The 23,769-nt window shown below is 67.1% G+C and carries 21 protein-coding genes and 1 pseudogene; 9 read left to right on the forward strand and 13 right to left on the reverse strand.

All coding sequences use genetic code 11. From position 1 onward, the window contains the following. Window positions 1-6: 6 nt before the first annotated feature. From ARGLB_RS10855 to ARGLB_RS10865, 3 genes are all read right to left on the reverse strand, one after another. Complete coding sequence (locus ARGLB_RS10855; protein ID WP_003802200.1) at window positions 7-2,397, reverse strand: ATP-binding cassette domain-containing protein; 2,391 nt, start codon at window positions 2,395-2,397, stop codon at window positions 7-9. A 170-nt stretch (window positions 2,398-2,567) separates the two neighbouring features. Further along, window positions 2,568-2,978: a VOC family protein gene (locus tag ARGLB_RS10860; RefSeq protein ID WP_003802201.1), complete on the reverse strand. Its 411-nt coding sequence runs from the start codon at window positions 2,976-2,978 to the stop codon at window positions 2,568-2,570. Between the two features lie 9 nt (window positions 2,979-2,987). Continuing rightward, window positions 2,988-3,431 carry a helix-turn-helix transcriptional regulator gene (locus tag ARGLB_RS10865; RefSeq protein ID WP_003802202.1) on the reverse strand — a complete coding sequence of 148 codons (444 nt, stop codon included), beginning with the start codon at window positions 3,429-3,431 and terminating at the stop codon, window positions 2,988-2,990. 91 nt (window positions 3,432-3,522) lie between these two features. Here ARGLB_RS10865 and ARGLB_RS10870 point away from each other — a divergent pair, with 91 nt between their 5' ends. The 5 genes and pseudogenes from ARGLB_RS10870 (at window position 3,523) to ARGLB_RS10885 (ending at window position 7,313) form a co-directional block, all read left to right on the forward strand. Next, entirely contained in the window at window positions 3,523-4,704 is a 1,182-nt protein-coding gene (locus tag ARGLB_RS10870; RefSeq protein ID WP_003802203.1) for a type III polyketide synthase, read from the forward strand. Window positions 4,705-4,772: 68 nt separating this feature from the next. Then, window positions 4,773-4,949: pseudogene (locus ARGLB_RS24365) on the forward strand (class I SAM-dependent methyltransferase); the annotation flags it as partial. A 110-nt stretch (window positions 4,950-5,059) separates the two neighbouring features. Beyond that, window positions 5,060-5,425 (forward strand): methyltransferase domain-containing protein, encoded by a 366-nt coding sequence (locus ARGLB_RS24370; RefSeq protein WP_003802206.1) that lies wholly within the window; start codon window positions 5,060-5,062, stop codon window positions 5,423-5,425. Continuing rightward, on the forward strand, window positions 5,422-6,555 hold the full coding sequence (locus tag ARGLB_RS10880; protein WP_003802209.1) for an FAD-dependent oxidoreductase: 1,134 nt from the start codon (window positions 5,422-5,424) through the stop codon (window positions 6,553-6,555). The genes ARGLB_RS24370 and ARGLB_RS10880 overlap by 4 nt, the downstream gene beginning before the upstream one ends. Before the next feature lie 80 nt (window positions 6,556-6,635). Further along, complete coding sequence (locus tag ARGLB_RS10885; protein ID WP_003802211.1) at window positions 6,636-7,313, forward strand: peptide deformylase; 678 nt, start codon at window positions 6,636-6,638, stop codon at window positions 7,311-7,313. Between the two features lie 25 nt (window positions 7,314-7,338). Here the strand turns inward: ARGLB_RS10885 and ARGLB_RS10890 are convergent, their stop codons facing one another. Then, window positions 7,339-9,414, reverse strand: coding sequence for a S9 family peptidase (locus tag ARGLB_RS10890; protein ID WP_003802213.1), 2,076 nt, complete (start codon window positions 9,412-9,414; stop codon window positions 7,339-7,341). 75 nt (window positions 9,415-9,489) lie between these two features. On the opposite strand from ARGLB_RS10890, the gene ARGLB_RS10895 reads away from it, so the two are divergent. The 4 genes from ARGLB_RS10895 (at window position 9,490) to ARGLB_RS10910 (ending at window position 12,756) form a co-directional block, all read left to right on the forward strand. After that, the gene (locus tag ARGLB_RS10895; RefSeq protein ID WP_003802215.1) at window positions 9,490-10,419 is read left to right on the forward strand and encodes a putative RNA methyltransferase; all 930 of its coding nucleotides are present in this window, start codon (window positions 9,490-9,492) and stop codon (window positions 10,417-10,419) included. 121 nt (window positions 10,420-10,540) lie between these two features. Beyond that, complete coding sequence (locus tag ARGLB_RS10900; protein ID WP_003802216.1) at window positions 10,541-11,002, forward strand: NfeD family protein; 462 nt, start codon at window positions 10,541-10,543, stop codon at window positions 11,000-11,002. 103 nt (window positions 11,003-11,105) lie between these two features. After that, window positions 11,106-12,092 carry an SPFH domain-containing protein gene (locus tag ARGLB_RS10905; protein WP_003802219.1) on the forward strand — a complete coding sequence of 329 codons (987 nt, stop codon included), beginning with the start codon at window positions 11,106-11,108 and terminating at the stop codon, window positions 12,090-12,092. Window positions 12,093-12,408: 316 nt separating this feature from the next. Then, window positions 12,409-12,756, forward strand: a complete 348-nt coding sequence (locus ARGLB_RS10910; protein ID WP_003802221.1) for an RNA polymerase-binding protein RbpA — start codon at window positions 12,409-12,411, stop codon at window positions 12,754-12,756. Window positions 12,757-12,915: 159 nt separating this feature from the next. On the opposite strand, the gene ARGLB_RS10915 is transcribed toward ARGLB_RS10910, so the two are convergent. The 9 genes from ARGLB_RS10915 to ARGLB_RS10955 form a co-directional block, all read right to left on the reverse strand. After that, complete coding sequence (locus ARGLB_RS10915; RefSeq protein WP_003802223.1) at window positions 12,916-13,653, reverse strand: polyprenol monophosphomannose synthase; 738 nt, start codon at window positions 13,651-13,653, stop codon at window positions 12,916-12,918. Between the two features lie 371 nt (window positions 13,654-14,024). Then, the gene (locus ARGLB_RS10920; protein WP_003802224.1) at window positions 14,025-15,686 is read right to left on the reverse strand and encodes an amidohydrolase; all 1,662 of its coding nucleotides are present in this window, start codon (window positions 15,684-15,686) and stop codon (window positions 14,025-14,027) included. Window positions 15,687-15,781: 95 nt separating this feature from the next. Further along, window positions 15,782-18,676 (reverse strand): DEAD/DEAH box helicase, encoded by a 2,895-nt coding sequence (locus tag ARGLB_RS10925; RefSeq protein ID WP_003802226.1) that lies wholly within the window; start codon window positions 18,674-18,676, stop codon window positions 15,782-15,784. A gap of 24 nt (window positions 18,677-18,700) precedes the next feature. Next, the gene (tatC, locus tag ARGLB_RS10930; protein ID WP_003802228.1) at window positions 18,701-19,495 is read right to left on the reverse strand and encodes a twin-arginine translocase subunit TatC; all 795 of its coding nucleotides are present in this window, start codon (window positions 19,493-19,495) and stop codon (window positions 18,701-18,703) included. 48 nt (window positions 19,496-19,543) lie between these two features. Beyond that, window positions 19,544-19,813 (reverse strand): Sec-independent protein translocase subunit TatA, encoded by a 270-nt coding sequence (gene tatA, locus ARGLB_RS10935; RefSeq protein WP_003802229.1) that lies wholly within the window; start codon window positions 19,811-19,813, stop codon window positions 19,544-19,546. Window positions 19,814-19,848: 35 nt separating this feature from the next. Next, window positions 19,849-20,217: a hypothetical protein gene (locus ARGLB_RS10940; RefSeq protein ID WP_003802231.1), complete on the reverse strand. Its 369-nt coding sequence runs from the start codon at window positions 20,215-20,217 to the stop codon at window positions 19,849-19,851. A 26-nt stretch (window positions 20,218-20,243) separates the two neighbouring features. After that, a complete protein-coding gene (locus ARGLB_RS10945; protein WP_003802232.1) occupies window positions 20,244-22,253 on the reverse strand; it encodes a helix-turn-helix transcriptional regulator in 2,010 nt (669 codons plus the stop codon). A 120-nt stretch (window positions 22,254-22,373) separates the two neighbouring features. After that, the gene (locus tag ARGLB_RS10950; RefSeq protein ID WP_003802234.1) at window positions 22,374-22,769 is read right to left on the reverse strand and encodes an FKBP-type peptidyl-prolyl cis-trans isomerase; all 396 of its coding nucleotides are present in this window, start codon (window positions 22,767-22,769) and stop codon (window positions 22,374-22,376) included. A 58-nt stretch (window positions 22,770-22,827) separates the two neighbouring features. After that, complete coding sequence (locus tag ARGLB_RS10955) at window positions 22,828-23,757, reverse strand: FKBP-type peptidyl-prolyl cis-trans isomerase (RefSeq protein WP_003802235.1); 930 nt, start codon at window positions 23,755-23,757, stop codon at window positions 22,828-22,830. Window positions 23,758-23,769: the final 12 nt, after the last annotated feature.

Consider the following 23,769-nt stretch of genomic DNA (forward strand, 5'->3'; position numbering starts at 1 on the left):
AGTCCGTCAGTTGGCGCCCACGTAGGCTGCGAGGTGCTCGCCGGTCAGCGTTGAACGGCCGGCAACGAGGTCTGCCGGCGATCCTTCGAAGACGATATTGCCGCCGTCGTGCCCCGCGCCGGGCCCGAGGTCGATGATCCAGTCGGCGTGCGCCATGACCGCCTGGTGGTGCTCGATGACGATCACCGACTTGCCCGAGTCGACGAGCCGGTCGAGCAGGGCCAGCAGGTTTTGGACGTCGGCCAGATGCAGTCCGGTGGTCGGTTCGTCGAGGATGTAGACGTCACCCTTTTCTGCCATCTGCGCGGCCAGCTTGAGCCGCTGCCGCTCGCCGCCGGACAGCGTTGTGAGCGGCTGGCCGAGGGTGAGATAACCAAGCCCGACGTCGGCCAGCCGGTCCAGGATCTTGTGGGCGGCCGGTGTGCGGGCATCGCCGTCCTCGAAGAACTCCTCGGCCTCAGCCACCGACATCGCCAGCACCTCGGCGATGTTCCGTCCCCCGAGCGTGAACTCCAGAACCGCTGCCTGGAACCGCTTGCCGTCGCACTCCTCGCACGTGGTCTCGACCGTGGCCATGACACCCAGGTCCGTGTAGATGACGCCGGCGCCGTTGCACGTGGGGCAGGCACCCTCCGAATTGGAGCTGAACAACGCGGGCTTCACGCCGTTGGCTTTGGCAAACGCCTTGCGGATCGGCTCCAGGAGCCCGGTGTACGTGGCCGGGTTGCTGCGCCGGGAACCGCGGATGCCGGCCTGGTCGATCACCACCACGCCGTCCCGCTTGGCGACCGAGCCGTGGATCAGCGAGCTCTTGCCGGAACCGGCAACGCCGGTAAGGACGCACAGCACGCCGAGCGGGATGTCGACGTCGACGTTCTTGAGGTTGTTAGTCGACGCGGCACGGATCTCCAGCGCGCCGGAAGCGGAGCGCACCGACTCCTTGAGCTGCGCCCGGTCATCGAGGTGCCGGCCGGTGATGGTGTCACTCCCCCGCAGCCCCTCGACCGTGCCTTCGAAGCAGACGGTGCCGCCCCCGGTGCCGGCGCCCGGGCCGAGGTCGACGATGTGGTCGGCGATGGCGATGCTCTCCGGCTTGTGCTCCACGACGAGCACCGTGTTGCCCTTGTCCCGCAGCTGGAGCAGCAGGGAGTTCATCCGCTCGATGTCGTGCGGGTGCAGGCCGATCGTGGGCTCGTCGAAGACGTAGGTGACATCAGTCAGCGACGAACCGAGGTGGCGGATCATCTTGGTGCGCTGTGCCTCTCCCCCGGACAGTGTCCCCGATGGCCGGTCCAGCGAGAGGTAGCCCAGTCCGATTTCCGCGAACGAGTCCAAAAGGTGCTGCAGCCCGGCGAGCAGCGGGGCCACGGACGGCTCGTCGAGGTCCCGGACCCAGTCGGCCAGGTCGGTGATCTGCATGGTGCAGACGTCGGCGATGTTCTTTCCCTTGATCTTCGAGGACAGCGCTTCCTGGCTGAGCCGGGTGCCGCCGCAATCGGGACAGGTCGTGAAGGTGATGGCCCGCTCCACGAACGCACGGACGTGCGGCTGCAGCGCGTCCACGTCCTTGGACAGCATCGACTTCTGGATCTTGGGGATAATGCCCTCGTAGGTCAGGTTGATGCCCTCGACCTTGATCTTCGTCGGCTCCTTGTAGAGCAGGTCGTGGATTTCCTTCTTGGTGAACTTGTTGATCGGCTTGTCCATGTTGAAGCCGGCTCCGCTGAAGATGCGGCCGTACCAGCCATCCATGCTGTAGCCCGGAATGGTCAGGGCACCGCCGCTGAGTGACTTGCTGTCGTCATACAGCGCCGTAAGGTCGAAGTCGCTGACGTTGCCCATGCCTTCGCAGCGGGGGCACATGCCGCCGAGCCGGTTGAACGTCGCCTTCTCCGCCTTGGTCTTGTTGCCGCGCTCGACGGTGATTGCGCCGCTGGCCTTCACCGTCGGGATGTTGAAGGAGTAGGCATTGGGCGAGCCGATGTGGGGCTGGCCCAGCCTGCTGAAGAGGATCCGCAGCATCGCGTTGGCGTCGGTTGCGGTGCCTACGGTGGAGCGCGGGTTGGCCCCCATCCGCTCCTGATCGACGATGATGGCGGTCGTCAGCCCCTCCAATACATCCACCTCAGGCCGCGACAGTGTGGGCATGAACCCCTGCACGAAGGCGCTGTACGTCTCATTGATCATCCGCTGCGACTCGGCGGCGATTGCGCCGAACACCAGGGAGCTCTTGCCTGAGCCGGAGACACCGGTAAACACCGTCAGGCGGCGCTTGGGGATCTCGACGCTGACATCCTTGAGGTTGTTCACGCGCGCGCCCTGCACCCGGATCAGGTCATGGCCATCGGCGGTGTGCAGTCCGGATGACTGCGTGTCCGTCCTCGTGGTTATGGTCATCGTGTCTCCCTCTGTCAGGCGGATAGCCGGTTCGGTCCGGCTTCGCGCGCCACGTCTGATTCTTGTTCGTTGTCGCGGTTGCGGCAACAGTAACTCCGCACGGCAACCGGCGGACGCAACAGCTGCGCCCGCCGGTCGTGATCGGAAGTCCGGTTGTGATCGGAAGTGTCTTACAGGACTTCGTTGATGCGGATCAGGTTCCCCGCAGGGTCGCGGAATGCACAGTCGCGGACACCGTATGCCTGCTGGGTGGGCTCCTGCACCACCTCGGCGCCGCTGGCCTGCACCTTTTCGAAGGTGCCGTCCAGGTCCGGGGTGGCCAGCACGAGGCGGGCGTAGGTCCCCTTGGCCATCATTTCGGTGATGGTACGGCGTTCGTCCTTGGTGATGCCCGGGTCGGCTGCCGGCGGTTCCAGGACCACAGAGGTGCCGGGCTGGTCCGGAGGACCGACGGTGAGCCAGCGCATCCCGCCGTACCCCACATCGTTGCGGAGCTCGAATCCGAGGGTGTCGCGATAGAAGGCCAGGGAGGCGTCGGCGTCGTTATGCGGAAGGAAAGTCCAGTGAATGGTGAGGTTCATGCCGCCAGTCTAGGTGCGGCCGGACGGGACCGCTTCTCGATTCCTGACCGGTCTGCTTACCTGTTTCACCACGCATGACGCCATGCCCTCGGTATCCCCCGCCGCCTGTGTCCGGTACACGCTGGGCGGCATGCCGACCAGCTCGGTGAAGCGGCTGCTGAACGTCCCCAGCGACGAACAGCCGACGGCGAAACACACCTCCGTGACGCTGAGGTCGCCGCGCCGCAGCAGTGCCATCGCCCGCTCGATGCGCCGCGTCATGAGGTAGGCGTACGGGGGCTCGCCGTAGGCTTCCCGGAACTGCCGGCTGAGGTGACCGGCTGACATGTTCACGCCGCGCGCAAGCGCCTCGACGTCCAGCGGCTGGGCGTACTCCCTGTCGATGCGGTCACGGACGCGGCGCAGCCGCGCCAGATCGTCCAGGCGCTGTTCTGCGGCGGGTCTGGTGGTCACATTCGTGATCGTGCTACCTCCCGCCTGAGTTGTCCAGTTGCCGCCAGGCCAATCCATTGTCTTAACCTGCGCTCTCGCTAAGAATGAACCAATGACGGTCTATGTGAGAGCTCTCGAAACCGCAGTCCCGCCGACTTTGCTCATCCAGCACGAGGCCCGTGACGTCTTCGCGTCGCAGCCCGGGCTGACCCGGCTCGGCTCCCGGCTTGTGTCCACGTGCTTTGATTCCGCCGCCATCGACACCCGGTACACGGCGGTCCGCGAACTGACCCTGGACTCCGCCGCCGAAGACCCCCAGTTTTTCGATCCGCAGACCCGCGTGCTGCGGAGCCCCAGCACCAAGGCACGCAACAACCTCTTCGCCGAGGAAGCCACGAAGCTTTTCATCGAGGCGGCGGACGCGGCCGTTTCCAAGTGCGACGGCATTGACCCGCCGGACATCACCCACCTCATCACAGTCTCCTGCACCGGCTTTTTCAACCCCGGGCCGGATTACAAGATCGTCCGCGCCCTGGGCCTCAACCCGGCGGTGCAGCGGTACCACCTCGGCTTCATGGGCTGCTACGCGGCCTTCCCGGCGCTCCGGGCGGCCAAGTCCTTTTGTGAGGCGGACCCGGCGGCGGTTGTGCTGGTCGTGTGCGCCGAGCTGTGCTCCCTGCACGTCCGGACCTCCAACGATCCGGACACGATCATGGGATCTGCGCTGTTTGCGGACGGCGCGGCGGCAGCCGTGGTGACGGCGCGTGAGGACCTGGAATCCCGGCCGCTGCTCCAGTTGGACCATTTCGAGACGGTCCTGACCCCGGTGGGTGAGGACTCTATGGCCTGGAATATCGGCGATGAAGGCTTTGAGATGGTGCTCGGCAACTACGTGCCGCACATCATCGATAGCCACATCGTTGGCGCGCTCGAGCCGCTGCTGGCACGCGACCCCTCGCTGCGGGAACTCGCGTACCGCGACATCACCCACTGGGCCATCCACCCGGGCGGCCGCAGCATCCTGGACAAGGTGCAGTCCCGGCTGGACCTCACCGATGAGCAGTTGCATCCGGCCCGCGAAACGCTGCGGAATTACGGCAACATGAGCAGCGCGACGGTGCTCTTCGTCCTCAAGCACATTCTGGATCTTCCGTCGCGGGAGGGGGACGAACGCATCTGCTCCATGGCGTTCGGCCCCGGGCTGACGGTGGAAACCGGGCTGTTCACCAAGGTGAGGCAGCCGGCCGACGGGCTTCATGCGGCGTCCGCCGAGGCCGAGCCGTCCCTGGCCTGACGGCCGTGAGGATCCCGGGAACGGGCCCAGGCGTCCTTGGCCTGCGGGACACGGACGCCGTCGAGGACATGGACCGGCCGGACTGCGATCCGGACCGGCTGCGGCGCACCTACCAACAGTTCGCGCTGGTCAACCGAGTGGTCTCCGGCTGGCACCGGCTGTACCGCACCAGAGTGCGCCCGCAGGTGGCCGGCATGGGCGCCGCGACGGTGCTGGACGTTGGCTGCGGCGGCGGCGACCTGGCCGTGATGCTCGCCCGCTGGGCGTCGAAGGACGGGATCCAGCTCCACGTGACGGGGATTGACCCGGATGAAAGGGCCTCCGTTTCGCCGCCGGCCGCAGGCCCATCCCCGGTGTGGAGTTCCGGCAGGCGAGCAGCGGCGATCTGCTCGCCGAAGGCAAGTCCTACGACGTCGTCATCTCCAACCACGTGCTTCACCATCTGGCTGCGAAGGAATTGCAGCAGTTCCTGGATGATTCCGCCGGGCTGGCCCGCCGCCTGGCCCTGCACAACGATCTGACCCGGAGCGCGGCTGCCTATGCGCTGTTCAGCGCCGGTGCCCTCCCGCTCACCGGCTCCTATATCCGCGGGGACGGGCTGACCTCGATCAGGCGCAGCTACACCGTCCCGGAGCTGGCCGCCGTGCTCCCTGCCGGCTGGACGGTGGAGCCGCACTCCCCCTTCCACTGCCTGCTCACCTACCGGCGGCGCCCGGCATGACCGACGTGCTGATCGCGGGCGGCGGTCCAGTTGGGCTCTTTCTCGGTTCGCTGCTCCTGCAGCACGGGGTTACGGTGCGGGTCCTCGAAAGGCGGACCGGCCGCAACGCCCACACCCGGGCCATCGGCATCCATCCGCCGGCGCTCGCGGCCCTCGAGCGCATCGGCGTCACCCAGGAGCTGATCGGCCGCGGCGTCCCCATCCGCCAGGGCTTCGCTGTGAGTAACGGCCGGAAGATCGCCTGCATGCCGTTCGCCCCGGTCTCCGACCGGTACCCGTTCGTCCTCGCCGTGCCCCAGCCCGTGACGGAAGAGGTCCTGGAGCGTCGGCTCAGGGAGCTGGACGGCGGCGCGCTTGTCCGTGACGCCCGGGTCACGGGAATGCACGACGACGGCAGCCGGGTCACGCTGAGCGTCACCATTGCCGGGGCCGCCTCCGGCCACTCCGCCGCTTTCGCGGTGGGCGCCGACGGCGCCTACTCGACGGTGCGGACACTTTTGGGGGTGGCGGCGCCGGAGAAACTGTATCCGGACCATTACCTGATGGGTGACTTCCCCGAATCCAGCCCCTTCGGCAGTGACGCCGCGCTGTTCCTGGAAAGCGACGGCATTGTGGAGTCGTTCCCGCTGCCCGGCGGTGTCCGCCGCTGGGTTGTCCGGCTGGGGAGTCCGCCGGCCCGTCCTGATGCGGAGCAGCTGGCCGGACTCGTTGCGTCCAGAACCTGCGTGGCGCTGGACCCCGGCGCGAATACCATGCTCAGCAGCTTCAGCGTCCGTTCGCGGCTGGCTGCGCGCATGGTTTCCGGCCGGACGGCGCTCGTCGGAGACGCGGCGCACGAGATCAGCCCCATTGGCGGCCAGGGCATGAACCTTGGCTGGCTGGATGCCGAAGCGCTGCTGCCGGCGATCCTCGCCGTCGTGCGCGGTGGGCCGTCCGCTGAAGCGCTGCGGCGTTTCGATGCCGGACGACGCCGGGCCGCAGCCGCCGCGGCGCGCCAGGCCGAGGTGAACATGGCGCTGGGCAGGCCGCTTCCGGCCGGCCTGCTGCGGCCCCGGAACGCGGCGATCGCCGGCGTGGCGGCCATACCGGCCTTCAACGCGTTGGTGGCCCGGCGCTTCACGATGCAATAGCGCGTTCATGATGCAACAGCGCGCCGCTGCCCGGTGTGAAAGGGCACCGCGCTGCGCTAACCCGGCGCTAGGCTGTCCCCATGACCCACGCATCTCCGCCCACGACCTATAACCCGGCCCGGATCAGGGAAACCGTGCAGGAACTGCTGGCCTCAGAGGCCCTGCCGCCCATCGTGCAGGCCGGGCATCCGGTCCTCAGGCAGCACGCGGCTCCGTTCGAGGGCCAGCTGGAGCCCGAGGAACTCAGCCAGCTGATCGTCCTGATGAGGAAAGTCATGCATGCCGCACCCGGCGTCGGGCTGGCAGCTCCGCAGCTGGGCATTCCGCTGCAGCTGGCCGTCCTCGAAGACCAGTTCGAGATCGACGAGGTCACGGCCACGGCCCGGGACAGGGCGCCGCTGGAGTTCTTCGCGATGCTGAATCCGTCCTACACCCGCCTGGGCAACGGCACCGCAGCCTTCTTCGAAGGCTGCCTCTCGCTGTCCGGACTGCAGGCCGTGGTTGAGCGTCCCGACAGCGTGCGGCTGGAGTACCTCACGCCCGACGGCGGGAATGTCACCAAGGACTTCAGCGGCTGGCAGGCGCGGATCGTGCAGCACGAGACCGACCACGTCCACGGCACGCTCTACATCGACCGGGCCGAGCTCCGCTCACTCAGCACGAACAGCGAGTACGCCACGCGCTGGGCCGGGCCGGGCATCGCCACGGCCAGCCGGGAGCTTGGCTTCCCGGCCGGCGCGATTCAGGGCACGGATTAGCCGGCGCCGGATTAGCCGGCACGGATTAGACGGTCGCCGCGCGGTTGTTGTCCGTCGGCAGGTACTTCGCCCACCAGGCCAGGATTTGTTCGAACCGCTGCCGCCGGTGGTGTGGCGTCCCCGAGCGTGACAGCTCGTGGTCCTCGCCCGGGAAAACGAGGAACGCCGAGTCGACGCCCTGCTGCTTGAGGGCAGTGAAATAGCGCTGGCCCTGTTCCACCGGGCAGCGGAGGTCATCTTCACTGTGGATCACCAGTGTGGGCGTCCTGACGGCCGCAACCGTTGCCATGGGACTCTGCGCGGCCACCTGCTCGGCCGCCGAGCCGACGTATTCACCGCCGAAGAACCAGCCGATGTCCGACGAGCCCGTGAAGCTCACGGGATCCAGGAATCCCCGCTCCACGATGGCGGCCTGGAACCGGTGGTCCTGGCTGATGGTCCACGCCGTGAGGTACCCGCCATAGGAACCGCCCATGATGCCCAGGGCGCCGGCGTCCAGGGAGGAGGAGAACTTCTCGAGGCCGCCGTCCAGGAACGCGAGCACGTCCTGCATGTCCACGGTGCCCATCCGCTCTTTGATGGACCGGCCGTGGGCCTGGCCGTAACCGGCGGAGCCGCGCGGATTGCACATCAAAACGGCATATCCGGCCGCGGCATAGACCTGTGCTTCATCGAAGAACGCGGTGGTGTACTGCGAGAACGGTCCGCCGTGGATGTTCAGCAGCACCGGGTGCGGGCCCTTCCCCGGCGGCAGGACCAGCCAGCCGTGGACCGGATAGCCGTCCGGGGCGGGGAACGAAAGTTCCTGCGGTTCGATGATGCCTGCTTCGGTCCGCAGTGCGGCCGAGAAATCGCTGAGCAGGCGGAGCTGGCCGTCCTCCAGGACCCCCACATCACCCGCCGTGGCGGCGTCGCTGTAGCTGATGAAGACCGTGCCCGCACCGTCCCCGGCCCCGGCGACCACCCGGTCACCGTGCACGAGGAGGGCGTGGTTCCCCGTGGCGCTGAACTCGAGCAGCTCAACCGTTCCCTGGGCATTGTTCAGCACCAGCGCGCTGTCGTTGCCGCGCAGGCCAATGGTGGCACCGGGCGCTCCGACGTCCATGTTCTCTGCGTCGCTCAGGGCAACGGTGTCGCCACCGGCGGCCGGCATGACGTGGAGGACCGTGTTCTTGGCAACGAAGTCCTGGCGGGTGCCGCCCAGATCCTGGGACGTGAAGAACAGCCAGCGTCCGTCTGCCGACTCCCTGACGTCGGAGACGGTCTGGGCGCCCAGGTTGGGGGCCGGCACCAAAGCCGGCGTGCCGCCGTCGGCCGCCACGCGGTAGATCCCGGATACCAGGTCCTGGTCGGCATCCTCGTGCAGTGCTGCCACGAAGTAAACGGCACTGCCGTCACTGCTGAAGGTGGGGCAGGTGTGGTCGGTGGCCGACGTCGTAAGCTGGCGTGCCTTTGGGAACCCGCCGGAATCCTCGCCGGATTCCGCCGCACCTTCACTGCCGCCGTCGCTCTTGCCCTTCCCGCCCTCGCTCCGCTTGGCAGCGCGCCCCACTGGCTTGACCCAGGGTTCCCCGCCCAGTTCCGGCACGTCGAGCATGAACAGCTGCAGCGGCTTGTCCCGCGTGTAGCCCACGCCGTTCATCCTGTACTTGTAATCCGTGATGAGCCGGGCGTCCTCCGCACCGGACCCCACGCCGTCGAGCGATCCGTAGCGGCCCTCTTCCGGTTCCCTCGAGCCGAAAACGATCCGGGTGGAATCCGGGGACCAGCCGAAGGAAGTGACGCCCATCTTCCTGTCGGTCAGGGCCTGCGGTTCCCCGCCCGCGGCCTCCACGACATGAAGCTGGGGCTTGCCGTCCGGGGCGGCGCGGAGGAAGGCCAGCACCCGGCCGTCCGGCGAAAACGCCGGCGCCGTGTCGCGGAAACCCCGGGTCACGCGGCGGGGCAGCTTTTCCGGGTCCCGGGGCACGCTCCACAACTGCCCAACATAGGAGTCGGCATCAAAGTCCGGACGGACAACGGACACAACGGCCCTGGTGCCGTCGGGGTGGACGGCGGGGGCGGAGACGGAGTTGAGCAGCGGCAAATGTTCAGGCTTCACCCACGTGAGCCTAGCGGGTCGGGCAATGGCGCGGAACGGCCGCCGCCGAAAACACCCTGCCCTAGGATGGTCCTCATGCTCTCGCGCCTTCCCGTTCTGCTTTGCCCCGTCTGCCGCCAGGAACTCCAGCCCGTCCACGACGGCGGCAACGGCAGGGTCCGCGCGCTGGCGTGCCCGGAGCGCCACAGCTTCGACGCCGCCCGGCAGGGGTACTTCAACCTGCTGGTGGGCAAGGGAACCGCCTTCGAATCGGACACCGCGGAGATGGTTGCGGCACGGACAGCCTTCCTCGACGCCGGTCACTACCGGCCCCTGGCCGACGCGCTGGCCAAGGCAGCCGGGCCGGCCCTGAACGGGCCAGCCCCAACTGTCCTTGACTCCGGCACGGGAACGGGACACTACCTGCGCGCGATCCTTGATTATCTGGAGAGCGACCATCATCCGGAGAGTGACGACCACAGCGCCGCCCCGGCTGACGGCACGGGCGGTGTGGCCGCCGTCGGGCTGGACATCTCCAAGTTCGCCCTGCGCCGCGCCGCCAAACTCAACCCGGAAGCCATCAACCTGGTGGGTGACGTCTGGCAGCCGCTGCCCCTGCATGACGCCGCCGTCGACGTCGTCACCGTGGTGTTCGCGCCCCGCAACGCTGCCGAGTTCGCCCGCGTCCTCAAACCCTCCGGCAGGCTTATCGTAGTGACGCCGCGCGCCGGACACCTCGGGGAAATTGCCCGCCAGGCGGGCATGCTGGGCATCGACCCTGACAAGGACGAGCGTTTGGCCGAGGCGCTCGCGGGCCGCTTCTCGCCGCTGTCGGCACAGGACATCGACGTGGAACTGTCGCTTTCCCCGGAGGACGTTGCCAACCTTGCGCTTATGGGCCCCGCCGGCCACCACACGGACCGCGCCACACTGACCGACCGGCTCGCCGGCCTCCCGCAAACCACCAGGGTCTCCGCCCGGTTCCGGATCAGCATCTTCGTTCCGTTGGAAATCCCCGCTCCATAACGGCTTGGCCACGTTCCTGTGTTGCCCGCCGTTCCCCTGCCGGGCGCTCGTGCTTCGGTCTACGATGGAAGAAAGTCACTGAGGGTCTGCCCCGCAGCCCTCGGGATCAAGGGGGAACGCGATGTTTGAATGGCTAGGCCAAAACTGGTGGGCACTGTGGCTCACCCTCTTCCTGGTGTTCGCCGCCGTGGAGATGCTGACCCTTGACCTGTTTTTCATCATGCTGGGCGGAGGTGCCCTTGCCGGCCTGGTGGCCGACTTTGCCGGCGCTGACCTGTGGCTTCAGATCGTGGTGTTCTGCGTCGTCTCGCTGCTCATGATCGCGTTCGTCCGCCCGGTGACACTCAAGCATCTGCACAAGGGCGCGCCGGAACAACGCACCAACATCGACCGCCTGATCGGTGAATCAGCGCTCGTGCTGGAAGCGGTAACGGCCAGCGGCGGACGCGTGAAGATCGGCGGCGACATCTGGAGCGCCCGTTCGCAGTCCGGCGTCCTTCCCGAAGGCCAGCGCGTGATCGTCTCGGCCATTGAAGGCGCGACGGCGGTCGTCGCACCTCAGGCTGAGACCGCCGTCCAGTAGGCGGCTCCCCCATGGGTTTCTGCTCCCGCCGCGGCGGAGCAGCAGATTGCGGCGAGTTTTCGCCAGGTTAGAGCTTCACTGAAAGTTGGGGACAAGGAGAAGTATGGATAGCCCAGGAGGAATCGCACTCACGTTCGTGATGGTGGTTCTGATCATTTTCGTCATCATCGTGCTGGTCCGCTCGGTACGTATCGTGCCGCAGGCCCGGGCCGGCGTCGTCGAACGCCTGGGGAAGTACCAGCGCACGCTCAATCCCGGCCTGACGCTCCTCATCCCCTTTGTCGACCGGCTCCTGCCGCTGCTGGACCTGCGCGAACAGGTGGTCTCCTTCCCGCCGCAGCCCGTGATCACCGAGGACAACCTCGTGGTGTCCATCGACACCGTGGTCTACTTCCAGGTCACCGACCCGCGCGCCGCCACGTACGAGATCGCCAACTACATCCAGGCCGTGGAGCAGCTGACCACCACCCTGCGTAACGTGGTGGGCGGCCTGAATCTGGAAGAGGCGCTCACGTCCCGCGACCAGATCAACGGCCAGCTGCGCGGTGTCCTGGATGAAGCCACTGGCCGCTGGGGCATTCGTGTCTCCCGAGTGGAGCTGAAGGCCATCGATCCGCCGCACTCCATCCAGGATTCCATGGAGAAGCAGATGAGGGCGGAACGCGACCGCCGCGCTGCCATCCTGACCGCCGAGGGAACCAAGCAGTCCGCCATCCTGACCGCCGAGGGGCAGCGGCAGGCCGCCATCCTCAAGGCCGAGGGTGACGCGAAAGCTGCCATCCTGCGCGCAGACGGTGAGGCACAAGCCATCCAGAAGGTGTTCGACGCCATCCACAAGGGGAACCCGGACCAGAAGCTGCTGGCCTACCAGTACCTGCAGACCCTGCCGAAGCTCGCCGAGGGCTCCTCCAACAAGCTGTGGATCATTCCCAGCGAAGTCGGCGAGGCACTGAAAGGCATCGGAAGCGCCTTGGGCGGAACCAACCCTGATCCCCGCTCCGGCGATCTCTTCGGCGGCGAGGACGGCGGCCAGGCCGGCGCCCAGACCGGCGCCCAGACCGGCGAGGCGGCAGCCCGGACCCAGGTTTAGGGTTTCAAGACAAAGCAGCCTTTCATGGCAAGACAACGGGAGGCAGGCCGCCGCGGCCTGCCTCCCGTTGTCTTGCGCACCTGGCTGCGCTGCTGCGCCCCGCCGGTCTGTTGCATGCCGCCGGATTGCTGCGCCCCGCCGGAATCCGTATAATGGGATATTTGTCCGGCCGGATCAGTCCGTGCGGAACAACAAAGCTTGGCGAAGCGTTTCACCTAGTGATGCTACGTGAACCACACCGTAGTCCGGAGGCGCCCTAACCAGGGCTTCCGGCTAGCGCGGAGTCCGCTCCGCGAACCGATTAGAGGGAGAAATCATGAGCGATCGCAGCCTGCGAGGCATGCGTCTTGGCGCCCAAAGCATGGAGACGGAATCCGGCGTGGAGCCGGCTCCGCGTCAGCGGGTTGAGTACCGGTGCGAGGACGGCGAACAGGTTTTTGTAACCTTTTCCTCCGAAGCCGAAATTCCCCCTGTCTGGGTTTCCAAGACCGGCAAGGAAGCGCTGCTCGTTGATGGCGAACGCCCGGACACCAGCAACGAAAAGGCAGTCCGTACGCACTGGGACATGCTGCTGGAACGCCGCTCGCTTCCCGAGCTGGAGCAGATCCTCGAAGACCGCCTCACCATTCTGCGCGAGCGTCGTGGCGAACGGCGCTCAGCCTAGCCGCTGCTAGCTGGCAGGCAGGCGCGACAGCCAAAAGGCCGGATCCGCTGCATCCATGGATGCAGCGGATCCGGCCTTTTGCGTATCAGCCTGGTTCTTTGTGCCAACTGGCCGCGGTGCCGGCTAGTCTCGGTGCCAGTCAGTCGCGCGGGGTGCCAGTTAGTCGCGCGGGCTCTTGCCCGTCAGCTTCTTCCAGCGGGCGGTCAGGCCCCACTTCGTCACGTTGATCATGGCCTCAACCACAATGTTGCCGCTCATCTTGGAAGCGCCGAGTTCCCGCTCCACGAAGGTGATGGGCCGCTCCACGATATTCAGGCCCATCTTCGCGACGCGCCATGCCAGGTCCACCTGGAATCCGTAGCCGACGGAATCGACCTGGTCCAGGTTCAGCTTCTCCAGCGTGGTGCGACGGAATGCGCGGTAACCGCCGGTCACGTCCTTGATCTTGAGGCCGAGCATGATGCGCGCGTACGTGCTGCCGGTCCGGGAGATGGCCTGCCGGTACAGGGGCCAGTTCACGACGCTTCCGCCCTTCACCCAGCGGGAACCCATGGCGAGGTCGGCGCCCTGGTCCACGGCCTCCAGCAGGGAGGGCAGCTGTTCGGGCTGGTGCGAGCCGTCGGCGTCCATCTCCACCAGAACGTCGTAGCCGGCGTCCAGTCCCCACCTGAAGCCCGCGATGTAGGCGGCGCCCAGGCCTTCCTTGCCCTTCCGGTGCAGGACGTGGACCTGGTTGTCCCCGGCGGCGATGCTGTCCGCCAGTTGCCCGGTGCCGTCCGGGCTGTTGTCGTCAACAACGAGGACGTCGGAAGCCGGCACGGCGGCGCGGAGTCGTCCCAGAGTCTTTGGAAGCGACTCCAGCTCGTTGTAGGTGGGGATGATGGTGAGGACACGCACAGGGAGGCCTTTCCTGGATGGGAGCGGTCAGCACGCGGGGAGCCCGGCGGGAACGCCGGCTCGCAAAGCGCAACTCCCTATTATACGGGCCCCGCACAGCGCATCTGTCCGCGCAGCAGGGATCCGGCTCCGCCACGGGCGGGTCCTTGCGCTACGGGCCAGTTCCTGATGCCGCGATAAGCGGATGGAGGAACTGTTTTCTGCTGCGCTTCGGACCCGCCCCCGGAAGCTCAATGCTACGGACTGGCTGGGGGCTGTCAACAGCCCCCTGACCTGCCCGTTCACCTATCGCCGCAGGTCAGAGCCCTTTTCCGGGAGGGAATCCCGGCACGGCCGGACACTATGTGTCGCCGAATTAAGCCCGGCGAAGATCAGCCCCGGAGGGCTTCTGTCGAGAACAGCTCCAGCCCGTCCCGCACGGTCTGCAGGCACCGGGGATCCGTGCCGGTGTCCAGGGCGGGCAGCAGCGGTGTGCGGGCCCGGGGATCCGTGCTCCAGGACTGCACCCTGGTGTCCGCCACCTGAACCATGAGCTCATCCACTTCCCAGACGGCGAAGGATGCCGGTGCGCCCGGTACCAGCTGGCCCGCCATGGGGTTTTCGTAGCGGGCGGCACGCCAGCCGGCCCGCGTGTGGCCGAGGAAGGCCGCCCGGGCGGAGATCCGCTGGTCGGCGTCGTGGTGCTCGAGGCACGACCGGACGCTGGACCAGGGACGGAGCGGCGTCACGGGGGTGTCGCTGCCGAAGCAGATGGGGACGCCGGCCGAATAGAACGAGGCGAACGGGTTCATGCCCTGGCTGCGGGATCCGAGGCGCCGCTCATAGAGCCGGCCCTGGCCACCCCACGCGGCGTCGAAGGCTGGCTGTGCGCTGACGGTCACTGAGTACTTCGCCAGGCGCGCGATGGCGTCGGCGTCGGCCATTTCAACGTGCTCGAAGCGGTGCCCGGCCGCCCGGACCCGTTGCTCCCCCACCTCAGCGGCTGCCTCCTCTAGGGCCTGCAGGGCCGCATCGAGGCCGGCGTCTCCTATGACGTGGAAGCCGCCCTGGATGCCCAGAAGCGAACAGGCCGCAAGGTGCGCGGCCGCCTCAGCCACGGACAGGTACGTTGTCCCGGTCTCCCCGGGTGCGTCCGTGTAGGGTTCCCGCAGGGATGCCGTGCGGGAGCCGATTGACCCGTCGATGTTCAGGTCCCCGGCAAATCCGCGGACCCGGACCCCAAGCTCAGCGAGGAGCGCCTCGGCGTCGGCCGCCGTCGTCGTCAATTGTCCCCAGTACGGCAGCACCTCGGGGGCCGGGCGCGTGCCTGCCGCGTCGTTCCATCCCGCCGCCAGCCGCAGGTCGTCGAAGCTGCTGATTCTTGGTGCACCCATCTCGGCCAGTGCCACATACCCGTTGGCCGCAGCCTCGTCCAGGGCACGACGCTGGTAGTCCTGCAGCGCGGCGGTTGATAGGCGGCGGGTGGCCTGCCGGGCGGCAGTGTGGGCCTCGCGCCGGACATGGCCGCCCGGCGCGTAGCCGTCCAGTCCCGCCAGCCCGGCACTGGCCACGAGTGACGGCGAGACAAGGGCCGAATGAACATCAACCCGGGAAAGGTACACCGGACGGCCGGCGGCAGCCCGCTCCAGCTCTCCGGCGTCCGGGAGGGTGGGATCGTCCCAGAGCGACTCATCCCAGCCATGACCCAGCACGGCGCCTTCCCCGCCCGAGGCCGCAACGGCGTCCAGCAGTTCGCGGGCCGACCGCACGCCGCCGAGCTGCAGTGAGTCGAGCGCAATGCCGGTCTCGGTCAGGTGGGCGTGGGAGTCGACAAATCCGGGAGCGACGAGGGCGCCGCGGAGATCGATGATATCCATGGAGTTGTCGGCGATCGAGGTGGCAGCCTGTTCCGAGCCGACCCACGCGATGGTGCCGCCGTCCACCAGCATGGCCGTGGCGAAGGGATCAGCCGCGGTGTAGACGGAACCGTTGCGGTACAGCGTGACCTTTGACGGTCCGGTTCCTTCCTGCGGGCGGGCGGGGGCATCGGCCATGGAGGCGCTCCTTGGAGAGTTCAAACGGGGTGTTGGGTACGGAAGTGTTTGGTACGGAAACGTTCAGTGCGGAGGCGGGGCCAGGGTGCTGGGAGTCAGCCCACAGTGGAGTAGGCCACGACGCCCCGCCTGATCAGCTTGATGGCCTCGGCGCAGAGCCGGGCCAGCCGGGGATCGAGGCCGGGGATCTTGGCCAGCTGGTCCAGCAGGTCGATCACCTGCTTGACCCACCGGACGAAGTCGCCGGCGGCCAGGTCCGTGCCGCTGAGCACGTCCTGCAGGTGGCGGCCGCGGGCCCACTTGTACATCGGCCAGATTAGTCCCAGTTCCGGTTCGCCGGTGAGCGGGAGCTTGTTCTGCTCCTCCACGTCCTCCAGCGCAGACCACTCGCGGACCACGATATCCACGGCGGTCTCGAGGGAAACGCTGGGCATGCGGGGACGCAGGCCGCGGTCCTCGCGCTTGGCCTGGTACACCAGCACACTGGCGAACGCGGCCACCTCCACAGCGTCGAGGTCATCGAACGCCCCCTGCCGCAGGGCCTGCGAAATCAGCAGGTCCTTCTCGCCGTAGATCCGGCGCAGCCGCTGGCCGTCGGTGCTAATGCGGTGCTGTCCGTCCTCGGTGGACTCGAGGTAACCGTAGGCCGACAGGACATCGCACACCCGGTCGAACGTCTTGGCGATGGTGTTGGTGCGTCCCTGGATCTGGCGGACCAGACCGTCGGTTTCCTTGCGCAGCTTCCACCAGCGTTCGGACCACCTGGCATGGTCCTCGCGTTCGCTGCAGCCGTGGCACGGGTGGGCCCGTAGGGCACGCCGCAGGTCGGCGATCTTCTTTTCCTGGTTTTGCAGCGCGGAGCCAAGCCCGAAGTCGTTGTTGCGGCTGTTTCCCCTGGCCGGCGGCCGGTTCTCCCGCAGGGCGTTCCGGACGGAGGAGGCCAGGTCCCGCCGCGACTTGGGAACCTTCGCGTTGAATGACTTGGGGATCCTGATCCGGGTCAGCGGCGCAATAGGGCCCTCCAGGTCATCGACTCCGATACGGCGCAGCTGGCTTTCCAGCGTCAGCACCGCGGGCCTCGGCTCGCGGGAGCTGTGGTCCGAGCTCAGCACCACGGCAAATCCGGGGGCCCTGCCTGCCGGGACATCCACAACGTCGCCCGGCAGCAGACGGCTCAGGGAGTCCTCGTTGAGCGACTTGCGGGCCCGTGATTTGCTCCGCGAACTGAAATTCTCGGCGTCGGACAGTTCCCGCCGCAGCCGGGCGTACTCGGTGAAGTCGCCAAGATGGCAGGTCATCGATTTTGCATAGCCGGCCAGCGACTCCTCGCGGCTGCGGACCTGACGGGCCAGGCCGACCACCGACCGGTCAGCCTGGAACTGGGCGAAGGAGGACTCCAGGATTTCCCTGGCCCTGGGCCGGCCGAACTGGGCGAGCAGGTTGATGCTCATGTTGTACGTGGGCTGGAAGCTGGAATTCAGCGGATACGTCCGGCGGGAGGCCAGGCCGGCCACCGCTGCAGGGTCCGTCCCGGGCTGCCACAGGACCACGGCATGGCCTTCGACGTCGATGCCGCGCCGGCCCGCCCTGCCGGTGAGCTGGGTGTACTCCCCTGCCGTGATGTCCACGTGGGCTTCGCCGTTGAACTTGTCCAGCTTCTCCAGCACCACGGAACGGGCCGGCATGTTGACCCCGAGGGCCAGCGTCTCGGTGGCGAACACCGCCTTCACGAGGCCGTCCGCAAAAAGCTTCTCAACCACTTCCTTGAAGGTGGGAAGCATGCCGGCATGGTGGGCTGCGATGCCGCGCAGGAGCCCCTCCCGCCAGCTCCAGAAGCCCAGCACTTCGAGGTCGTCGGTCGGAATGTCCTGGCCGGCCTCGTCCACCCGCTGGGCGATGATGCCCTGCTCCCGCTCCGTGGTGAGCCACAGCCCGGACGCTACGCACTGTGCGACGGCGGCGTCACAGCCGGCCCGGGAAAAGATGAAGGTGATGGCGGGCAGCAGGTCCTGCCGGTCAAGGCTGGCGATGACCTGCGGCCGGCTGGCCCGCCGCACGGCGCTCCGGGTCTCCTGCTGGGGCTTGTCACCATAGCGCTGGCGCTGTTGCCGCCGCTGGCTCCGGCCGCCGTGGCCGAAGCGGCCCTGGAAGTTGAGCTGGCTTTCAGCCCTCGAAAGGGTCAGCAGTTCCGGGTTGACCTCGAATCCCCGCTGGCCGGCGTCGGCTGGTGTTGGGGCCAGCGGCAGGGCGGCGGCCGCTGCCGGGCTGCCGGCCGGGGCGATTTCGTCAAAGGTGGTCTCGCCGGCGAATAGATCCACGATGTCCCTGCCCACCATGACGTGCTGCCAGAGCGGCACGGGACGGTGTTCGGAGACGATTACGTCGGTGTCGCCGCGGACGGTGTCCAGCCAGGCGCCGAACTCCTCCGCGTTGGAGACCGTGGCGCTGAGGGACGCCACCTGCACCTCGCTGGGCAGGTGGATGATGACTTCCTCCCAGACCGCACCGCGGAAGCGGTCGGCCAGGTAGTGGACCTCATCCATGACCACAAAGCCCAGGTCGAACAGGGTGTCGGAGTCGGCGTACAGCATGTTGCGCAGGACCTCGGTGGTCATGACCACCACGGGCGCGTCGCCGTTGATGCTGGTGTCACCGGTCAGGAGCCCGACGTTCGCGTCGCCGTATTTCTCCGTCAGCTCGGTGAATTTCTGGTTGCTGAGCGCCTTGATGGGCGTGGTGTAGAACGCCTTCAGTCCGCGCTGCAGCGCCAGGTAAACGGCGAACTCGCCCACGATGGTCTTGCCGGCCCCGGTGGGCGCGGCAACCAGCACCCCGCGGCCTTCCTGGAGGGACTTGCACGCCTGCCGCTGGAAGTCGTCCAGTTCAAAGCTGAGTGTGCGGGCGAATGCGCCCAAATGGGTCTTTGCTTCCGCGGCCCGTTCGGCGCTGGCGCGGTACCGTTCGGAAGGCGACGGAGTGGTGGTGGACATGCCTCAAGCCTAGCGGGGGCGCACCTAGAGATTCTTCAGCTCACTGCTCGGAGTCGCGACATCGGCTGTGGCCTCGGTCTCAGCGGCCCGCTTCACTGCCCGGCGCGCACGACGGCGGTCATTCAGGACGCACAGGCCGATGGCCAGGAAGAAGAGCAGGAGCATGGGGCCGGCAAGGTAGAACATGCTCATCGCGTCGCCGCCGGGGGCGGCCATGGCCGCGAAGAGGCAGACAAGGAACACGGTGATGCGCCAGCTCTTGATGAGCTGTTCCCCGCGGAGGATTCCGGCGAGGTTCAGTCCCACCAGGACAACCGGGAGCAGGAAGGCAATGCCGAAGGCGAGCAGCAGCCGCAGCACGAAGGACAGGTAGACCTGCGCGCTGATGAAGTTGGACCCGCCGGAGGGCGTGAAGTCGGTGAGGACCCGGACGGCGTTGGGCAGGACGAGCCATGCCATCGTCACGCCGCCGACGAAGAGCGGCACCGCGGCCGCCACGAAGGACAGCGCCAGCCGGCGCTCCTTCTTGTGCAGCCCGGGGACGATAAACGCCCAGAGCTGGTACAGCCAGACGGGGCTGGCCAGGATGACACCGAGGAAGACGGACACCTGGATCATGAGGTCGAAGGAGCTCGCCACGCCGTCGAAGTTGAGCGACGCCTGCCGGCCCTGGCTTTCGTTGAGGTCCCGGATCGGTTTGATCAGGGCCGCGAGCATGGGCTGGTAGACCATGAAGCCCGCAACGGTGGCGAGCACAACGGCAATGGCGGACTTGAACAGCCTGTTCCTGAGTTCGCGCAGATGGTCCAGCAGAGCCATCCGTCCCTCAGGATTGGAGCGACGACTCATGGTTAGTGCCACGTGATCTTAGGCGCGGTTGGGGGGCGGAACGTCGTTTCCGTCGGCAGGACGGTTGTCCGTCGTGGCGGACCGCGGGTGGTTCACGACGGTGCCTTCGACGGGATCTGAGCCGTCCTTGGCTTCCGGGGCCCCGTCCTTCTTCATTTCGCGGACTTCCGACTTGAAAATGCGCATCGACTGGCCGAGGCTCCGGGCCATGCCGGGCAGCTTCGGTGCCGCGAAGAGCACCAAAGCCAGGACGATGATGATGATGAGATGCCAGCCTTCAAGCCTCATGGTGGGTGTTCCTTTCGTTTAGTAACATCCTACGTTTATCTGAATTCGATGTCGCGCAGCGACTGGGGCTGGCCCCGTTCGGCCTTCCGGCGGACCCTGCGCTGGCGCCGGGCTTCCCTGCGGGCCTCCTTGGAGGCGTGGTAATCATGGCGCATCTGGTGCGGCGAGGCAAAAGGGGCGGTTCCCGGTGCAACCCCGATGACGTCGGAATCGGGTGCCGCCTCCATGGCACCTGCGGACGCTGTCGCAGGAACGGGAAGGCGGGTGAGTTTGTCCCCCGCTTCACCGAGCTCCTTGACCGTCGCCATGAACTGGCGGAACAGTCGGACACCCATGAGCACGAAGAACAGCAGCGACAGCGACACAAGCGCCACCCAAATAAGGATCCAGGACCACCAAGGCATGCTGAGTAGTCTAACTGGCGTACTGGCTAGTCCTTGTACTGGGCCAGGGCCGCCCCGATCCATTCACGCGAGGCTTGAGCAAGCGCCTCCGGTTCCAGGATCCGTGCCGTCCCGCCGTGCTGGGCCACGAACATGGGCAGCCATGCCGTGTTGCCGAACCGGATTTCGGCCACCAGGCCGCCGTCCGGCAGCGGCGCTGTCCGCTCGGCATAGTAGTCGTCCGCGAGACCGGCGCCGCGGGCGGTGAGCTGGACGGTGACCAGAGTGTCGTCGTCGTTGGGGGTGAACAGCTTTGCCGGGAACCCGCCGTCGGGCTGTATCCCGGACGAGGCCGGCTTGCCGGTCGGGGTGAGGTCCTCGATCCGGTCCAGCCGGAAATTCCGGAGGCCGGCCGCCGAATGGCAGTAGGCCTCGAAGTACCAGGTGTTGTCCAGGGAGTAGAGCCGGAGCGGATCCACGTCCCGCTCCGACAGGGTGTCCTTCTGCGCGGAAAGATAGACGAGGTGCAGCTGGGACCCTGATTCAATCGCGTCGCGGATGACCTCCAGGTTGGCTGAGTTGCCGGGTCCCACTTCCGGTCCGGACAGGGCGGCGGCGCGGAGCCCCTCCTCCCCCGCGGCGGCCATCAGCTTGAGCGTCACCGATTCCAAGGCACTCCCCTCGGCCAGTTCCGGCAGGCCGTTCAGGGTCTCGAGGCCGGTGAGCAGCGCGCAGGCCTCGTCCACGGTGAATCGGACAGGCCGGTTCAGCTCCATGGACTGGCTGATGAAAACGTGGCCTTCCTCCCACTGGATGTCCAGCAGCTCGTCCGGGTAGCCCTGCGGCAGGCCCGAGCAGATCAGGATCAGCAGATCGTCTTCGAGCTCCTGGCGGGTCACGCCGAACCTGTCGGCGACCTCCTCGATGGGAAGGCCCTGGTTGCGGACCAGGAACGGCACCAGCTGCAGCATCCTCCTGAGCTGGTCCTCGGACGTGCGCTTGCGGGTCCGCTTTCCCGTACCGGCATGTCCGAACGAATACGACGGCGCCGGAGCGTCGATGAAGGCGGCGGCATTCGCAAGGCGGCGCTGCACGGCAGCGGACAGCTCTGCCGGGGCCACCACCCTGACGTGCGGCCCGTAGGAGGCCAGTTCTTCTCCCAGCACCTCGGCGTCGCGATAGGGAACGGTAAGCCGGTCCCAGCCGGCGTCGGTCTCCGTGACCTCGGCGGCGTCCGGATCCACATCCGCGGAAGCGGCGGCTCCGGCGGCACGCTTGCGCAGTCCCAGCAGCTTGCCGCTGCGGACATCCACGACGGCGGCGCTGACCGGAAGCTCCGGAAGGCTGTCCAGCTGGGCACGCATGTTGAAGCCGGCAGGCGGCGTGAAGGCTTCCCGCTCCAGAATGGTGACTGCCGACGTGAAGCGCGACAGCCGGAAGAAGCGCTTGGCACCGCGGCCCCGGTCGAAACCGACGAGGTACCACTGGCCGAAGCGGCTGCCCAGGCCCCAGGGTTCAACGGTGCGTTCCTCTTCCCGGCCCGTGCTGCCGGCCAGGTAGCGGAAGCGGACAGCGTGCTGGGCGTGCATGGCGGCCACCAGGTCCTCGAACGCCTGGCCGGCCGGTTTGATGCGCGGCTGCACGCCGGCCGGAAGTTCGACGTCGGCCAGGCCGCCCGCCGCCTGGAGCTTGCGGAGGGCGTTGCTCGCCGCCGTACCCAGCGCCGCCTGCTCCCAGAGCTGCGAAGCCAGCAGCAGGACCGTCCATTCGTCCGGGGTCAGCTCCACATCCGGCAGGCGGTTGGATTCCTTGCCGATCCGGTACCGGGTGGTGCCCGGATCGTCCGAACTCCAGCCCAGGTCCGTGACCGTCTCGACGTCGAAGCCGAAGTCGCGCAGATCGTTCTTGTCGCGTTCGAACATGCGGCCAAAGGCGGCGTCGCTGGCCGCACCGCCGGCGTAGATTTTCTCCCGCAGCTCACTGCGCCGCAGGCCGTACCTTGAGTTCAGCAGTGCGATCAGGAGGTTCAGCAGGCGTTCAGTACGTTGGGCGGACACCCTCGTTACGTTACTAAAGCCGTTCCGGCAAAAACGCGAAAGCGCGGCAACAATCCGGAAAATCCTTCCGATTGTTACCGCGCTTGCGCAGTTAGTGTGCTTCCGGCGGAAAACCCGCGATCAGCGGACGCCCACCAGGTCCACGACGAAGATCAGAGCCTCGTTCGGGCCGATGGCTCCGCCGGCACCGCGTGAGCCGTAAGCCAGCTCCGAGGGGATCTCCAGGCGGCGGCGGCCGCCGACCTTCATGCCGAGCAGACCCTGGTCCCAGCCCTGGATGACCTGGCCGACGCCGACACGGAAGTCCAGCGGGGCGCCGCGGCCCCACGAGGCGTCGAACTCTTCGCCGGTGGACCAGGCCACGCCGACGTAGTGTGTGGACACGGTGTCGCCCGCCTTGGCCTCGGGACCCTCGCCCTCAATGATGTCCGTGATGACGAGTTCCGTGGGCACCGGGCCTTCGGGGAAGTCGATTTCCGGCTTTTCACGGTCGAGCTTGCGCTGGCCAAATGACATGGTTGCTCCTTCTGCTTATGGGAACTTGGGTATTCGGGGTGTTGCTTCAAGCCTGGGTTTACTTAGCACCCAGGATATCGACGACGAACGCGAGGTCACCCTTCGCGTCACCCTGGCCGGAGTCGCCGTAGGCCAGATCCTTGGGGATGACGAGCAGGACGCGGGAGCCGACCGTCTTTCCGGTCAGGCCCTGGGTCCAGCCCTTGATGACCTGGTTCAGCGCGAACTCTGCCGTCTGCTTGCGGTCAAAGCTGGAGTCGAACTTCTTGCCGCTGGCCAGGGCCACACCGACGTAGTTCACGGTCAGGGTGTCCGTGGCCTTAACGGCGGCGCCCTTGCCTTTGATCAGGTCCTGGGCGATGAGCTTCTTCGGGGCTGCGACGCCCTTCACCGAGAGCTCCGGGACGCCATCCTTCTCGGTGACGGTCGGCAGGCCGGCGGGCGGGGTGACCGGGTCGCCTTCAGGCTTGTCGAGAACCTTCGCGGCCTCCTTGGCGGAGAGCACCTTGATGATCAGAAGCTGGGTCGGCTGGGCAGCCTGGCCTTCTGCCGCTGCCTTGCCCGGGATGGCGAGGGCGAGCTGGGAGCCCACCTTGGCGCCAACAAACGCGTTGTAGACGATCGCGCTGCCGGTCTTGAGCTCCTCGTTCAGTTCAAGGGGCTCGGGATCACGGGGGAAGCTGTCGTCCAGCGTGGAGCCGTCCTTGGCATTGAGGGCAAGAACGGAAATCTCGGCGATCTGGTTGGCCTTCACGCGGTCCCCGCCGCCTTCGGTGACAACCTTGACAGTGGGTTCGGCAACCTCGAGGGGCTTGGTGAACTCGACGCCCGGGGCTTTCTTGTCCCCCTTGTCCGTCAGCTTGAGCGAGTCGAGCTTGGCGGTCTCACCCGCGGACTGGCTGGTCGGTTCCGGGGCTGCGGGCTCCTGGCCACCGCAGGCGGTCAGCAGAAGCAGCGCGGGAAGAAGGATTGCTAGTAGTCGGCGCACGTAAGAACTTTC

This window comes from Arthrobacter globiformis NBRC 12137, assembly GCF_000238915.1.
GTDB classification, from domain to species: domain Bacteria; phylum Actinomycetota; class Actinomycetes; order Actinomycetales; family Micrococcaceae; genus Arthrobacter; species Arthrobacter globiformis.